This is a genomic window from Pseudomonas pudica (genome assembly GCF_015680405.1).
GTDB classification, from domain to species: Bacteria; Pseudomonadota; Gammaproteobacteria; order Pseudomonadales; family Pseudomonadaceae; genus Aquipseudomonas; species Aquipseudomonas pudica.
This window is the reverse complement of the sequence record NZ_JADLJS010000038.1, coordinates 41,012-54,923: the sequence shown is the minus strand read 5'-3', so window position 1 is coordinate 54,923 and position 13,912 is coordinate 41,012. Positions and strand designations below refer to the sequence as shown.

At 62.0% G+C, this 13,912-nt stretch carries 15 protein-coding genes; 9 read left to right on the top strand and 6 right to left on the bottom strand.

What is annotated here, in order from left to right; all coding sequences use genetic code 11:
- Nucleotides 1-78: 78 nt before the first annotated feature.
- From minE to minC, 3 genes are all read right to left on the bottom strand, one after another.
- Nucleotides 79-333: a cell division topological specificity factor MinE gene (gene minE / locus IRZ77_RS21280; protein ID WP_025338068.1), complete on the bottom strand. Its 255-nt coding sequence runs from the start codon at nucleotides 331-333 to the stop codon at nucleotides 79-81.
- Nucleotides 334-336: 3 nt separating this feature from the next.
- Nucleotides 337-1,149 carry a septum site-determining protein MinD gene (gene minD, locus IRZ77_RS21275; RefSeq protein ID WP_013971423.1) on the bottom strand — a complete coding sequence of 271 codons (813 nt, stop codon included), beginning with the start codon at nucleotides 1,147-1,149 and terminating at the stop codon, nucleotides 337-339.
- Nucleotides 1,150-1,250: 101 nt separating this feature from the next.
- Entirely contained in the window at nucleotides 1,251-2,009 is a 759-nt protein-coding gene (gene minC / locus IRZ77_RS21270; RefSeq protein ID WP_025338069.1) for a septum site-determining protein MinC, read from the bottom strand.
- A gap of 111 nt (nucleotides 2,010-2,120) precedes the next feature.
- Between minC and IRZ77_RS21265 the strand changes: the two genes are divergently transcribed.
- Both IRZ77_RS21265 and IRZ77_RS21260 read left to right on the top strand, forming a co-directional pair.
- Nucleotides 2,121-3,056, top strand: coding sequence for a lipid A biosynthesis lauroyl acyltransferase (locus tag IRZ77_RS21265; protein WP_046616720.1), 936 nt, complete (start codon nucleotides 2,121-2,123; stop codon nucleotides 3,054-3,056).
- Nucleotides 3,057-3,203: 147 nt separating this feature from the next.
- Complete coding sequence (locus IRZ77_RS21260; RefSeq protein ID WP_085601789.1) at nucleotides 3,204-4,352, top strand: patatin-like phospholipase family protein; 1,149 nt, start codon at nucleotides 3,204-3,206, stop codon at nucleotides 4,350-4,352.
- A gap of 113 nt (nucleotides 4,353-4,465) precedes the next feature.
- Here IRZ77_RS21260 and IRZ77_RS21255 read toward each other — a convergent pair whose 3' ends face one another.
- Nucleotides 4,466-5,290 carry an MlaA family lipoprotein gene (locus tag IRZ77_RS21255; protein WP_080958529.1) on the bottom strand — a complete coding sequence of 275 codons (825 nt, stop codon included), beginning with the start codon at nucleotides 5,288-5,290 and terminating at the stop codon, nucleotides 4,466-4,468.
- Nucleotides 5,283-6,581 (bottom strand): serine/threonine protein kinase, encoded by a 1,299-nt coding sequence (locus tag IRZ77_RS21250; protein ID WP_046616718.1) that lies wholly within the window; start codon nucleotides 6,579-6,581, stop codon nucleotides 5,283-5,285. Before IRZ77_RS21250 ends, IRZ77_RS21255 begins: the two co-directional genes overlap by 8 nt.
- A 190-nt stretch (nucleotides 6,582-6,771) precedes the next feature.
- Between IRZ77_RS21250 and IRZ77_RS21245 the strand changes: the two genes are divergently transcribed.
- Nucleotides 6,772-7,134 carry a hypothetical protein gene (locus tag IRZ77_RS21245; protein ID WP_108481467.1) on the top strand — a complete coding sequence of 121 codons (363 nt, stop codon included), beginning with the start codon at nucleotides 6,772-6,774 and terminating at the stop codon, nucleotides 7,132-7,134.
- 133 nt (nucleotides 7,135-7,267) lie between these two features.
- Here IRZ77_RS21245 and IRZ77_RS21240 read toward each other — a convergent pair whose 3' ends face one another.
- Nucleotides 7,268-8,833: a glycoside hydrolase family 17 protein gene (locus IRZ77_RS21240; protein WP_108481468.1), complete on the bottom strand. Its 1,566-nt coding sequence runs from the start codon at nucleotides 8,831-8,833 to the stop codon at nucleotides 7,268-7,270.
- 197 nt (nucleotides 8,834-9,030) lie between these two features.
- On the opposite strand from IRZ77_RS21240, the gene IRZ77_RS21235 reads away from it, so the two are divergent.
- The 6 genes from IRZ77_RS21235 (at nucleotide 9,031) to IRZ77_RS21210 (ending at nucleotide 13,900) form a co-directional block, all read left to right on the top strand.
- Nucleotides 9,031-9,891: a glycine betaine ABC transporter substrate-binding protein gene (locus IRZ77_RS21235; protein ID WP_046616715.1), complete on the top strand. Its 861-nt coding sequence runs from the start codon at nucleotides 9,031-9,033 to the stop codon at nucleotides 9,889-9,891.
- A gap of 242 nt (nucleotides 9,892-10,133) precedes the next feature.
- Nucleotides 10,134-10,445, top strand: a complete 312-nt coding sequence (locus IRZ77_RS21230; protein WP_003260090.1) for a DUF485 domain-containing protein — start codon at nucleotides 10,134-10,136, stop codon at nucleotides 10,443-10,445.
- Nucleotides 10,442-12,106, top strand: coding sequence for a cation acetate symporter (locus IRZ77_RS21225; RefSeq protein ID WP_013971432.1), 1,665 nt, complete (start codon nucleotides 10,442-10,444; stop codon nucleotides 12,104-12,106). The genes IRZ77_RS21230 and IRZ77_RS21225 overlap by 4 nt, the downstream gene beginning before the upstream one ends.
- A 239-nt stretch (nucleotides 12,107-12,345) precedes the next feature.
- Complete coding sequence (locus tag IRZ77_RS21220) at nucleotides 12,346-12,843, top strand: hypothetical protein (protein ID WP_085601788.1); 498 nt, start codon at nucleotides 12,346-12,348, stop codon at nucleotides 12,841-12,843.
- A 17-nt stretch (nucleotides 12,844-12,860) separates the two neighbouring features.
- Nucleotides 12,861-13,364 carry a CS1 type fimbrial major subunit gene (locus IRZ77_RS21215; protein ID WP_135001718.1) on the top strand — a complete coding sequence of 168 codons (504 nt, stop codon included), beginning with the start codon at nucleotides 12,861-12,863 and terminating at the stop codon, nucleotides 13,362-13,364.
- A 53-nt stretch (nucleotides 13,365-13,417) separates the two neighbouring features.
- On the top strand, nucleotides 13,418-13,900 hold the full coding sequence (locus IRZ77_RS21210) for a CS1 type fimbrial major subunit (RefSeq protein ID WP_181381650.1): 483 nt from the start codon (nucleotides 13,418-13,420) through the stop codon (nucleotides 13,898-13,900).
- Nucleotides 13,901-13,912: the final 12 nt, after the last annotated feature.

Below are 13,912 nucleotides of genomic sequence, written 5' to 3'. Positions count from 1 at the left end.
TTGGGGGGCTCGGGGGGGGGGGGGCTCCCCGGCGATGGGCTGCAAAGCAGCCCCAATGATCCAGGCCTGGTCGCGAAATCAGCGATCCGGCAAGGTGATGTTCAGCTCCAGAATCGAGCAGCTACCCTGGTTTTCCAGCTCGATATGCACATCATCGTTGCCGATGTTCACATACTTGCGGATCACTTCCAGCAGTTCTTTCTGCAGCGCTGGCAGGTAGTCCGGTTCGCTGCGTTGGCCGCGCTCGTGCGCCACGATGATCTGTAGACGCTCTTTCGCTACCGACGCGCTGGTAGTTTTCTGTCTGCCACGAAAGAAGTCAAAAAGGTTCATGGTTTACTTGCCTCCAAACAGGCGCGCGAAGAATCCTTGCTTCGGCACTTCGATGAACCGCAGGGGCTTTTCTTTGCCCAGCAGACGGTCGACGGTATCGCTATAGGCCTGGCCGGCATCGCTCTGGTCGTCGAGGATGACCGGGATACCCTGGTTGGAAGCCTTGAGCACTGCCTGGCTCTCGGGGATCACGCCCTTGAGCTTGATCGCCAGGATCTCTTCGACGTCGGCGATGCTCAGCATTTCGCCCTTTTCCACGCGCTCCGGGTGGTAGCGGGTGATCAGCAGGTGTTCCTTGATCGGCTCTTCGCCGTTCTCGGAGCGGCGCGACTTGCTCGACAGGATGCCCAGCATGCGGTCGGAGTCACGTACCGAGGATACCTCGGGGTTGGTGACCACGACGGCTTCGTCGGCAAAGTACATGGCCAGGTGTGCGCCTTTCTCGATACCGGCTGGCGAGTCGCAAATGACGAAATCGAAGTCTTTCTTCAGCTCCATCAGGACCTTTTCCACGCCTTCCTGGGTCAGCGCGTCCTTGTCACGGGTCTGGCTGGCGGCCAGCACGTACAAGTTCTCGAGACGCTTGTCCTTGATCAGGGCCTGTTGCAGGTTGGCTTCGCCATTGACCACGTTGACGAAGTCGTACACCACGCGGCGTTCGCAGCCCATGATCAGGTCGAGGTTACGCAGGCCCACGTCGAAGTCGACGATGACGGTCTTGTGGCCACGCAGTGCGAGGCCGGTACCAATGGCGGCGCTGGTGGTGGTCTTGCCCACACCCCCCTTGCCGGAAGTAACCACGATAATCTTGGCCAAGGTGTTTCACCCCTAAAATAATCGGGACACAAGTCCCTGCAAAAATACAAATAAATGGCAACGGTAGGAAAAGTTGCACTAAAAATGCTGGCAAGTATCCGTTAAAGACGGGTGATGTTCAACACGTCGCCAGACAGGCTGACTTGCACGCCGGTGCCCCAAAGCGGGTCGCGGCGCAGGTCTTCGCATACCTTGTACTGGCCGGCGATGGAAACCATTTCGGCGGTCATCTGCTGGCAGAAGATACGTGCCTTGGTATTGCCTTTGATGCCGGCCAAAGCGCGGCCGCGCATGGCGCCGTACACATGGATGTTGCCATCGGCCAGAAGTTCCGCCCCCGGGCTGACCGAACCGGTCACCACCAGATCGCCGCCCTGGGCGTAGATCTGCTGGCCGCCACGTACTGGCGAAGTGATGATGCGGGTCGGGCGCACCTCGGGTTCGAGGATTGGCGGCGGGACAGGGGCCGGCTCGGGCTTCTTCACCTCGGGTTCGGGCTCCAGCGGCCGTTCGCGCGCTCCCGATGGCGGCAGCACCGGCAGGTCGATGGCGATGGCGGCGGCGATGTCCTCGATGCGGTTGGCGCGGATGGCCAGGGTACGCAGGCCGTGGTGGCGGCAGATCCGCATCAAGCCGGGCAGGTCGATTGCCCCCTCGTCGGCCGGCAGCTTGTCCAGCGCCAGCACCAGCGGCGTGTTGCTGAAGAAGTTCGGTGCCTGGGCGACTTTGGCCGCCAGTTGGCGGTCGAGGGCTTCAAGGTCATTGCGCGCCAGTTCCAGCACTGTAATGGCGAGCATGCTGCCCTTGAGCTGGAACACGGAGGCGGTGTCGGGTGTGTGGTTTGGGCTCATGGTCTGCATAGACGGCTTGTTGCGAAAAAAGTGCCCTGACTTATAACGATAAGACCGGTTGCCCGCAACATGCGCTGATCCGTTGTAGAATGCGCGGCCTTTGTCTTTCCGGAAGCTTCAATGGAACGCCCGCGTTTTCGTCCCTATTTCCTTCACCCACGTTTCTGGGGCCTGTGGCTGGGCCTGGGCCTGCTGTGGCTGGTGGTCCAGTTGCCGTACCGGGTCCTGTTGAAAGTCGGTGCCGCGCTGGGAGCGGTGATGTACCGCTTTGCCGGTGAGCGGCGGCGCATCGCCGCGCGCAACCTGGAGCTGTGCTTCCCGGAGCTGTCGGTCGACGAACGGCAGCGCCTGCTCAAGGCCAACTTTGCCTCCACCGGTATCGCCTTCTTCGAAATGGCCATGAGCTGGTGGTGGCCCAGGGCCCGGCTGGCGCGCCTGGCCCATGTCGAGGGGCTGGAGCACCTGCAGGCCGCCCAGCAGGCGGGGCAGGGGGCCATCCTGATGGCGGTGCACTTCACCACCCTGGAAATCGGCGCCGCGCTGCTGGGCCAGCAGCACACCATCGATGGCATGTACCGCGAGCACGGCAACCCGCTGTTCGACTTCATCCAGCGCAGCGGCCGCGAGCGGCATAACCTCGACTCGCTGGCGGTGGAGCGCGAGGACGTGCGCGGCATGCTCAAGCTGCTGCGTTCGGGCCGGGCGATCTGGTACGCACCGGACCAGGACTACGGCGCCAAGCAGAGCCTGTTCGTGCCGCTGTTCGGCATCCCGGCGGCGACGGTGACTGCCACTACCAAGTTTGCCCGGTTGGGCAAGGCGCAGGTAATTCCGTTCACCCAGAAGCGCCTGGAGGATGGCAGCGGCTATCGCCTGGTGATCCACCCGCCGCTGGCAAACTTCCCCGGGGAGAGCGAAGAGGCTGACTGCCTGCGCATCAACCAGTGGGTGGAAAGCGTGTTGCGCGAATGCCCCGAGCAGTACCTTTGGGCGCACCGCCGGTTCAAGTCGCGGCCCGAAGGGGAGCCGCGGTTGTATGACAAGAAGAAGCGCTGATTTATTTTGTCTGTGCCGGCCTATTCGCGGGTGAACCCGCTCCCACAGGTTCTCCACCGGCCTTGAAGGCTGTGCAGTACCTGTGGGAGCGGGTTTAACCGCGAATAGGCCGGCACTGACAGCACACCAACCCCAGGAAGGACTCCTATGGCCCCACCCGCGGTAACCGGTCTTATCCTTTCTGGCGGCGGCGCCCGCGCTGCCTACCAGGTCGGCGTGCTGGCCGGCATCGCCGAGCTGCTGCCCGCTGGCGCGCACAACCCGTTCCCGGTCATCGTCGGCACTTCCGCCGGTGCCATCAACGCTGTCACCCTGGCCAGTGGCGCCACCCATTTCAGCGACGCCGTACAACGGCTCACCGCCTTCTGGCAGAACTTCCGCAGCCACCTGGTCATCCGTAGCGACTGGCCGGGTGTGGTCCGCCAGGCCAGCCGCTTCGTCGCCCATAACCTGCTGGGCGTGGGCGGCCCGGCGCCAGTGGCACTGCTGGACAGCAGCCCATTGCGCGGCTTGCTGCAGGCGCACCTGAACCTGGACGGCATCGCCCGCTCCCTGGCCGCCGAGCAACTGCGCGCCGTCGCGGTGACCGCCTTTGGCTACGAATCCGGCCAGGCGGTGACCTTCTACCAGGGGCGCGGCACCATCGAAGCCTGGTTGCGCCACCGCCGCATCGGCATGCCCACGCCGTTGACCATCGACCACCTGCTGGCCAGCGCGGCCATCCCGCTGCTGTTCGCTCCGGTGCGGCTGGGTGACGAGTATTTCGGTGATGGCGCGGTACGCCAGTCGGCACCGATCAGCCCGGCCCTGCACCTGGGTGCCAGCCGTGTACTGGTAGTCGGGGTCAGTGGCAACCCTCAGCGGCCGGCGCCACCATTGCCGACCCAGCGGGTGTTCAGCGGGCAGCAGCCGAGCCTGGCGCAGATCGGCGGGCACATGCTCAACAGCACGTTCATTGACAGCCTCGAAGACGACATCGAGCTACTGCAGCGCCTCAACCACCTGAGCCACCTGTTGCCAGCACACCTGGATGCCCGGCGCCTGGGCCTGGCGCCAATCGACGTGCTGGTGGTGGCGCCCAGTCAGCCGCTGGACGAGATTGCCGCGCGGCATCGGCGCGAGTTGCCGGCGGCCTTGCGCATGTTCCTGCGCGGGCCGGGGGCGACACGTACCAGCGGGGCGGGGGTGTTGAGCTATTTGCTGTTCGAGGCCAGTTATTGCAGCGAGCTGATCGAGCTGGGGCGAAAGGATGCCTTGGCCAAGAAGCGGGAGCTTTGCCAGTTCCTGGGGATTTGAGGTTGCCTGTCATGGCCCTATCGCCGGCAAGCCAGCTCCCACAGGACCACCGAAAGCCCGGGCATTGGGAGGACCTGTGGGAGCTGGCTTGCCGGCGATAGGGCCGGATCGGCTTACTCGGCTATCTGCAACTTGCGCGCCTGGGTATACACGTACCGCACCTTCTCGTACTCGAACGGCGAGTTGAGCTGGCCATAGCGGAATTTGGTGCTGTAGCGCTTGTCCACCACGCGAAGTACGGAAATTTCCGGGTGGTCGCTGCTGGCTTCGGCCACGTTCAGGTAGTTGATCGCCTGTTCGCCTGCATAATCCACCACCAGCCCGGTGGTATCGCGCAGGTTCGACGGCCCCAGCACCGGCAGCATCAGGTATGGCCCGTCCGGTACGCCATAGAAGCCCAAGGTCTGGCCAAAGTCTTCACTTTGCCGCGGCAGGCCCATCTTGGTCGCCGGGTCCCACAGCCCACCCACGCCGATGATGGTGTTGAACATCAGCCGCGCGGTGATCTCCGCCGAACGCTTGGCCTTCAACTGCAACACGCTGTTGAACAGGTTCGGCACGTCGCCCAGGTTGTTGAAGAAGTTGGTCACCCCGGTGCGCACGAAGCGCGGGGTGACGTACTGGTAGCCGCTTACCATCGGCAGCAGCACCCATTGGTCCAGGCGGTAGTTGAAGTGATAGACGCGCCGGTTGATCGACTCCAGCGGGTCGTACACGTTCAGCGCTTGCAGTGTGGAGCGCTCGAACTCGCGCTGGTCCAGCCCCGGGTTGAATTTCAGCTCTCGCAGCGGATCGACGAAACCATCGGCCTCGGGTGCCAGTGGTGCTTCGGTGACTTGCGGGTCGGCTTCGATCACGCTGGCCCGAGGGGCGGTTTCGGCGGCCAGGGCCTGGCCGGCGGCGAACAGGGCAGTGGCGAAGAGGAGTTTGTTAACCACGGAAGAACTCCAGCATGGCGTCACTGTTGACGCGGTAATTGAGGTTGCCGCAATGGCCGCCATGGGGGTAAAGGGTCAGGCGCTCACCGAACACCTTGCGCAGGAAGCCGATGTCGCCAGGGCCGAGGATGACGTCGTCGGCGTTGTGCATCACGGCGATCTTGTCGCTGCTGCTCAGGTAGTCCTCCAGCGCATACAGGCTGACCTGGTTGACCAGTTGCAGGATGCTGTTGCCGTCGGTGCGGGCACGCCACATGGGGATGACCTGCTCGGTCATGTAGCAGTCGAAGTCGCACTGCAAGGCACGCTTGAAGAACGGCGTGAGGCTGCTGCCCTCGGTGATAGGGAACTTCGGCGGAATGATCAGGCCGCGGCGGTTGATCAGGTCGGAGGTAAAGGCAATGTCGGCCGCCGAGAAGCGGAACGAGGTGCCGATCAGCATGGCCATCTGCTCGTTGGACAGGTGCTGGCGCGACTGCTGGAAGTCGTACAGCAGGGCTTCATTGAGGTCGATGTAGCCCTTTTCCTGGAAGTAGCGAGTCAGCTTGGCCAGCATCAACTCGTAGAAGGTGGTGCTGCGGTCAATGCCCTTGACCTGGGTCTGCACCAGCTTGTCCAGGTTGTTGATCGAGGTGTACAGGTTGACCGGAGGGTTCAGCAGCAGCACGCGCTTGAAGTTGAAGCTGCGGCGGGTTTCGTCCAGGTGGCTGACAAAGGCAGCGTCGAGTGCGCCCAGACTGTAGCCGGTGAGGTAGAACTCGCTGATAGGCAGGCGTGGGTGCTGGGCGCGTACGGCCTGCATTACCCGGTACATGTCTTCGGCATCCTCCTGGCTGACGCCAGGGGTGGCAAAGCGCGAAGCGGCGCTCATGAAGTCGTAGCTGGTGGGCGAGGACAGCTGCACCACGTGGAAGCCGGCCTGGTAGAACAGCTTTTTCAGGTATTCGTTGATGCTGCTGGTGTAGGGCGCACCGGTGCCGGCGATGATGAAGATCAGCGGCGCCTCGTGGTCCTGGCGAGCCAGGCGGTACTTGAGCTTCTTCACTGCCCAGAAGTTGTCGGGCAGGGTGAACTCACGGTCCGGGCGCAGGTTGAGGCTGTAATCGGACTGGCTGATTTCGTCGTCGTCGGGCAGCGTGGGGCGCTGGTCCGGCGGAGTGGTGGCAATGGTTGCCTCGAACGGGTTGGTCAAGGGGTAGCCATAACTTGCGGCGTCGATATCCCGCGCCGAAGCGGCCACAGCCATGAGCAGGCCGCCGAGCAAAGCAGCGAGGCGCAAAGATCGAAGCATGTAATCCCCCAAAAGAACGCAAGGTCGAGCGGTGTGCAGGCTAGGACCACAACGGGACGGGCAAAGTTGCCAGGCGCGGTGGTCTTTGGTGTGCTTGTTATCTGCAACATAGCTGCAGGGCTGTGATTTTGCCTTACAACTGTGCATAAGCGATCATGGATGCTTTCGATTTCCGCTATTGGAGAACTGGATGTCTCGTTCGCTGCCGGCTGCGCTGCTTGTGCTGTTTCTGGGGCTTTGGCTTGCTGCCAGTTATGGCGTGCGCTACGGGCTGATGGAGGACGGGCAGTGGGTGGGGCTGTGCACGGCGCCGGCGAGGTACTGGCAGTGTGAGGTACGGTCGTTGCTGGGACTGGGCATTCATCATCAGGTGATGGCCTGGGGCGGGCTGGGGCTGGCGCTGCTGGCGCAGTTGGTTGCCGGGCGTGGCGGCTGGTGGCTGGCAGTGGTTGCGTTGGTGTTCGCGGTGCCGGCACTGGTGCTGTATACCGCCAGCATTGCCGTGTTCGCGCTGGTGCTGGCGGGGTTGCGGTTGGTCAGGTCGCCGGAGTAAGGCTGAAAGGGGCCGCTTTGCGGCCCATCGCAGGCAAGCCAGCTCCCACAGGGACCGCGCCGATTTCATAGGCAGCATAACTCCTGTGGGAGCTGGCTTGCCTGCGATGGAGCGCGAAGCGGTCCCAAGGATATCAGGCCGGGCGCAGGCGCAAGCTCCGCCACAAGGCCGCGGTCATCAGCACACTGACTACTGCCCACCCCCAGGCCTGCTGGTTCTCCAGCCCCTCCACAAACAACTGCGGCGCCACCCCGGCACCGACGATGAACGCCAGCAACGCCACCTCCGCCCGCCGTGCACGCACCGGCCACAGTGCAAACACCAGCGCCGGCAACGCCAACGCTGCGCTGGGGAAGCTGCGATAGCGTGGGTCGAACACCATCGCCAGCATGCTCACCGCCGCGGCAAAACCCGCCGCCAGCAACAGCCAACCGGCTCGCGCCTGCAGCCAGGCGTACAGGCGCTCGCGCCAGCCCGTGCGCCGTGCCAGGGCCAGCACGGCATGGGCCAGCACAAGAAGGTTCAGCCCCGCCAGCAGCACCGCCCACAGCCATTCCCCGGCAAAGCGCGCATGGGTACGCATCAGCTCGCCCCAAAGCCCCAGACAGCCTGCCCCAAACGCCGCCAGCAACGGCAGCAGCATGGCCGCCGTCGCGGTGGCGGGGCGCCCGGCAAGCATCAGCATCAGCACCATCAGCATGGCGCTGGCCAACAACCACTGCGGCCAGTAAGGCAGGTTGCTCACCGGCCCTTCGAGCACGCCCTTGTCCTGCCGGTCGGCATCGTATAGCCCCCAGTAACCGCCGACCGCCCCCTCATTGGCGCGCTTCCATGGCTGGTCGAACGCCTCGATCAGGTTGTAGTGCCAACCGTTGCTTTCGGCCATGGCCACGAACCCGCGAATGAAGCGCGCCTCATTGACCCGGCTGGGCTCCGCGGTTTCGCGCTGTCGGCCTTCGCTGGGCCAGCCGGTTTCGCCGATAAGGACGTCCTTCGGCGCGAAGCGCGTGCCGAACACCCGGCGCACATCGGCAACGTGGGCCAGGGCTTCGTCGATGCCACGCGGGTCGTCTTCCCAGTAAGGCAGCAGGTGGATAGTCAGAAAATCCACCGCAGGCGCCACTTGCGGGTGCTGCAACCAGAATTCCCACACATCGGCGTAGGTCACCGGCACCTTGACCTGGTTTTTCACCCGGGCGATCAGCGTGGCCAGGTGCGCGCCGGTCACTTCCTTGCGCAGCAGCGTCTCGTTGCCGACGATCACCGCGCTGACCACGTCGGGGTTGGCATTGGCGGTGGCGATCAGCAGCTCGATTTCTTTCTCTGTGTCGGCCGGGTGGGCGTTGACCCAGGCACCCAGCATCACCTTCAGGCCATGCTTGCGCGCCAGCGCCGGGATTGCCTCAAGACCGGTCTGGGAATAGGTACGGATGCACTGGAAACGCTCGGCCAGCAATGCCAGGTCGGCGTCCATGCGGGCCGGACGCAGGCGCAACGGCTGGTCGTAGGGCGATTGGTCCTTGTCGAACGGGGTGTACGAGGCGCATTGCAGCTTGTGCGTCGGGCTGGCCGCGTCGGGCAGGTGCACCGGCTTGCCAAGCCCGTACCACAGGCCTCCGAGCCCGAGTATGGAGAGCAGGCATGCAAGCAGGTACAACGGCAGCAGCAGGCGGGTAGAACTGGGCATCGGGCGGTCCATCGTCAGGCGCAAAAGGGTAGATAGTAGCCCGGCGCCAAACCTTTGGCATGCAAGGATCGCGCAGGTCGGCGCAGGCTGATGGCGCTAATGGCATAGTGCTGTCGCATATGGGGCGGCTACAGGTCGTAGCTGGAGCAGGTCGACTATTGTTGCAGGACGATGATGCAAATTCCGAGACCTGACGAGGGGATGCTTTGATGGCTGCTATTACAAGAATGCGACGTTTCCTGGGTGTGGGCACCGCCATGGTACTGGCCATGAGTGCGGCACAGGCAATGGCCAAAGAAGTCAGCATTGGCTACGTGGACGGTTGGGCTGACAGCGTTGCGACCACCAACGTGGCCGCCGAAGTGATCAAGCAGAAGCTCGGCTACGACGTGAAGTTGCAGGCCGTGGCCACCGGGATCATGTGGCAGGGCGTGGCAACCGGCAAGCTCGATGCCATGTTGTCGGCCTGGTTGCCGGTGACCCATGGCGAGTACTGGGCCAAGAACAAGGATAACGTGGTCGACTACGGCCCGAACTTCAAGGACGCCAAGATCGGCCTCATCGTCCCCGAGTACGTCAAGGCAGTGAGCATCGCCGACCTCAAGACCGACGACACCTTCAAGCAGAAAATCGTCGGCATCGACGCCGGCTCCGGCGTGATGCTCAAGACCGACCAGGCCATCAAGGACTACGACCTGACCGGTTACAAGCTGCAGGCCAGCTCTGGCGCGGCGATGACTGCGGAACTGGGCCGTGCCTATGCCAAGCAGCAGTCGATCGCGGTGACCGGCTGGGTACCGCACTGGATGTTCGCCAAGTGGAAACTGAAGTTCCTCGAAGACCCGAAAGGCGTGTATGGCGCTGCGGAAACCGTTAACAGCATCGGCAGCAAGGAACTGGCGACCAAGGCCCCGGAAGTGGCGGAGTTCCTGAAGAAGTTCAGCTGGCAGTCGAAGGACGAGATTGGCGAAGTGATGCTGGCTATCCAGGAAGGCGCCAAGCCTGAAGCGGCGGCCAAGGACTGGGTGGCCAAGCACCCTGACCGCGTGAAGGAGTGGACTGGCAAGTAACAACCTGTCAGGGCCAGTTTTGCTGTTTCGCGGGCACGCCCGCTCCCACAGGATTTTCGCTGCCCTTGAAGCTGGTGCAGTTCCTGTGGGAGCGGGCGTGCCCGCGAATGGGCCATCACTTTGTTACGCAATCGGTAAAACACCGTTGCATCTAAGACTAAGGTCGTCTGGTTGGCGTCCGATAGCCGCATAAAGTAAGGGTCGTGGGTTCCACCCCTATCTGTGCTGCTAGGACAAAAACAATGAACGACAGCATTTACCTCTCGATACAAAACAGCCCCCGCTTCAAGGAGCTGGTCACCAAACGCGAACGGTTCGCCTGGATTCTCTCGGCGATCATGCTCGGCCTGTACTGCGCCTTCATCCTCCTGATCGCCTACGGTCCTCAGATCCTGGGCACCAAGCTCAGCCCTGAGTCATCGATTACCTGGGGCATTCCCCTGGGCGTCGGTCTGATCGTCTCGGCATTCGTCCTGACCGCCATCTACGTCCGCCGCGCCAACGGCGAATTCGATGAGCTGAACAAGGCCATCCTGAAGGAGGCGCAACAATGATTCGCCACGCCAAAGCCCTGGCCGTACTGGCCTGCGGAGCCTTCGCACCCGCCGTGTGGGCCGCCGATGCCCTGACCGGCGAGGTGCAGAAGCAACCGCTGAACGTTTCCGCGATCGCCATGTTCGTGGCCTTCGTCGCTTTCACCCTCGGCATCACCTACTGGGCCTCCAAGCGCAACAAGTCGGCGTCGGACTACTACGCCGCCGGTGGCAAGATCACCGGCTTCCAGAACGGCCTGGCAATTGCCGGTGACTACATGTCGGCCGCCTCGTTCCTGGGTATTTCCGCACTCGTGTTCACCTCTGGCTACGACGGCCTGATCTACTCGATCGGCTTCCTGGTCGGCTGGCCGATCATCCTTTTCCTGATCGCCGAACGTCTGCGCAACCTGGGCAAGTACACCTTCGCCGACGTGGCCTCGTACCGCCTCGGGCAGAAGGAAATCCGCACCCTGTCGGCCTCCGGTTCGCTGGTGGTGGTGGCGTTCTACCTGATCGCGCAGATGGTCGGTGCCGGCAAGCTGATCGAGCTGCTGTTCGGCCTGGACTACCACGTGGCCGTGATCCTGGTGGGTATCCTGATGTGCCTGTACGTGCTGTTCGGCGGCATGCTGGCCACCACCTGGGTACAGATCATCAAGGCCGTGCTGCTGCTGTCCGGTGCCAGCTTCATGGCGCTGATGGTGATGAAGCACGTGGGCTTCGACTTCAACACCCTGTTCTCCGAAGCGATCAAGGTGCACGCCAAGGGCGAGGCGATCATGAGCCCGGGCGGCCTGGTCAAGGACCCGATCTCGGCGTTCTCGCTGGGCCTGGCGCTGATGTTCGGTACCGCCGGCCTGCCGCACATCCTGATGCGCTTCTTCACCGTCAGTGACGCCAAGGAAGCGCGCAAGAGCGTGCTGTATGCCACCGGCTTCATCGGCTACTTCTACATCCTCACCTTCATCATCGGCTTTGGCGCCATCCTGCTGGTCAGCACCAACCCGGACTTCAAGGACGCCGCTGGCGCCCTGCTGGGTGGCAACAACATGGCAGCAGTACACCTGGCCAACGCCGTGGGTGGCAGCGTGTTCCTCGGCTTCATCTCGGCTGTTGCCTTCGCCACCATCCTGGCGGTGGTTGCCGGCCTGACCCTGGCTGGTGCCTCAGCGGTGTCCCACGACCTGTACGCCAGTGTATGGCGCAAGGGCAAGGCCAACGACAAGGACGAGATCCGCGTGTCGAAGATCACCACCGTTGCCCTGGGCGTACTGGCGATCGGCCTGGGCATCCTGTTCGAGAAGCAGAACATCGCCTTCATGGTCGGCCTGGCGTTCTCCATCGCGGCCAGCTGCAACTTCCCGGTACTGCTGCTCTCGATGTACTGGAAGAAGCTGACCACTCGCGGTGCCATGATCGGCGGCTGGCTGGGCCTGGTGAGTGCGGTGACACTGATGATCCTCGGCCCGACCATCTGGGTGCAGATCCTCGGCCACGAGAAGCCGATCTACCCGTACGAGTACCCAGCGCTGTTCTCGATGCTGATCGCTTTCGTCGGTATCTGGTTCTTCTCGGTCACCGACAAGTCCAAGGCTGCCGAAGACGAACGTGCGCTGTTCTTCCCGCAGTTCGTGCGTTCGCAGACTGGCCTGGGTGCCAGTGGGGCCGTGTCTCACTAAGCGATATTCAGGCAGCGCAAACTGCCTTGCATGAAAACACCTCGCCTTGGCGGGGTGTTTTTTTTTAGGGGGGGGCGCCCCCTTGCAGGGCGGGCAATCGTCTAGCGAAATTGCCCAGTTTCATTCAGTAAACCCCTACATCAACCACCCCGCATTGGCGCAAATAATTCCTCCGAATTAAAGAATAAACCCTACCGCTACCGAATCCGTGGCGGCTTTCCGGTTTTCAGGAGGACTGCGTGAACATACGAGTTTTGCTGGCGTCTGCGCTGACAGTTGCCAGCAGTTACGCCATCGCGTTGGAGCCCAAGCATTTAGATATTGCGGTCAATGCCGTAGTGGCTGCGCCGGCGTTCGAATACAAGCCAATCGGCGAGTGGGGAAATTCACCGGTAAAGCTGCAATTCAAGAAAGATTCCCAACACTTTCCTCCGGTTAAACATACTGCCTTCCTCAAAAGCCCGAATGGGGCAGTTACCGTCAAATACGCAGGCAAAACCCCAGAGTTCCTGGATGACAACGGCAAGTCGGTTGGCCTGCGCTACATCATGTCGATAAATGGCAAAAAACTTCCGGACGACGGCTCATCTGTTCAGGTACTGCCTGCGGCAGAGGCCGCGGTTGGCAAGGAAGTGGACTTCTACTTCAGGCCCATGACACTGATTAACTGGGTCGCCCGACCGGGTACTTATACCGCACAGGTAGAGCTGGTTTTTGAAACCGAACCACCACTATGAGTCGGGAGACCTTGGCCATGAAGATGTTCAAGCTCGTTGCGCCGCTGTGGGCGATGACATTGACGCCAGCGTTCGCAATGAGCGCTGTCAACCACGATGTGAAGGTCTCGGCCACCGTGACGGCCGCCGAATTTCGGGTAGACCCGATTGGCCACTGGCCGGAAAGAACACGCCTGACCTACATGCCGGAAGCCGACGACTTCCGTGAGTACTCCCGTGATCTGGATATCAGGAGCACGGTGGGGGGCGTCCAGGTCAGGCAAACGGGCAACTTCAGACTCGTTGACGAAAACAATCAGGTCAATGAAGAACTGGATATGTTCGTGGCCGTTTCCGGGCCGCGTGGAGAAGGTGGGCTGGTGCCGGATGACGGCACGCCGCTGGTGTTGATGGAGGAATCAGGCTGGGCTGACTTCAATGTTGCATTGTGGACCGAAAGAGCCATACCGACCGGACAGCGATTGACACCCGGGAGTTACAGCGCGGACCTCAACTTGCTGTTTGAAGTTTTAGCGCCCTGATGCAGTTTTGCAGCGGGCCAGGTGTATTGCAACGTAAAATAGGAGTTATCAAGATGAAAGCACGTTTCATGGCAGTGCCGTTCCTGGCATTTGTCGCAAGTTCGGCATTGGCAATCGAGCCTATCAGGAAAGATATTACGGTCGAGGCGGTTGTTCCGGCAGTAGAGTTTACCGTCGAGCCCGATGCCAGTTGGGCGAATAAACCCGTAAAGCTGGACTATCAAGTTGACAAAGAGGCATTCGTACCGTTCAGCAACAAGTTTCACGCCAAAAGCTCCGTAGGCGCAATCGAAGCCAAGTTGCAACAAGCCGCCATTATCAGCAGTGAGAGTGAAACTATTGCGCTGGATGTAAAGGTGGGCAACAAATCGCTGCAACTCACCCCGGTGGAGGTCATGAGCGACGCAGACGCCAAAGAAGGCAAAGAGCTGCCCATTTCCATCGATGCCATCAAGCCGAATGACGGTTATGTGGCCGGTACCTACAGCGGCACCGTAAGCATCCTGTTCGAAACTGCCGCACCCAGTGCGCGCTGACACGTAGCACGC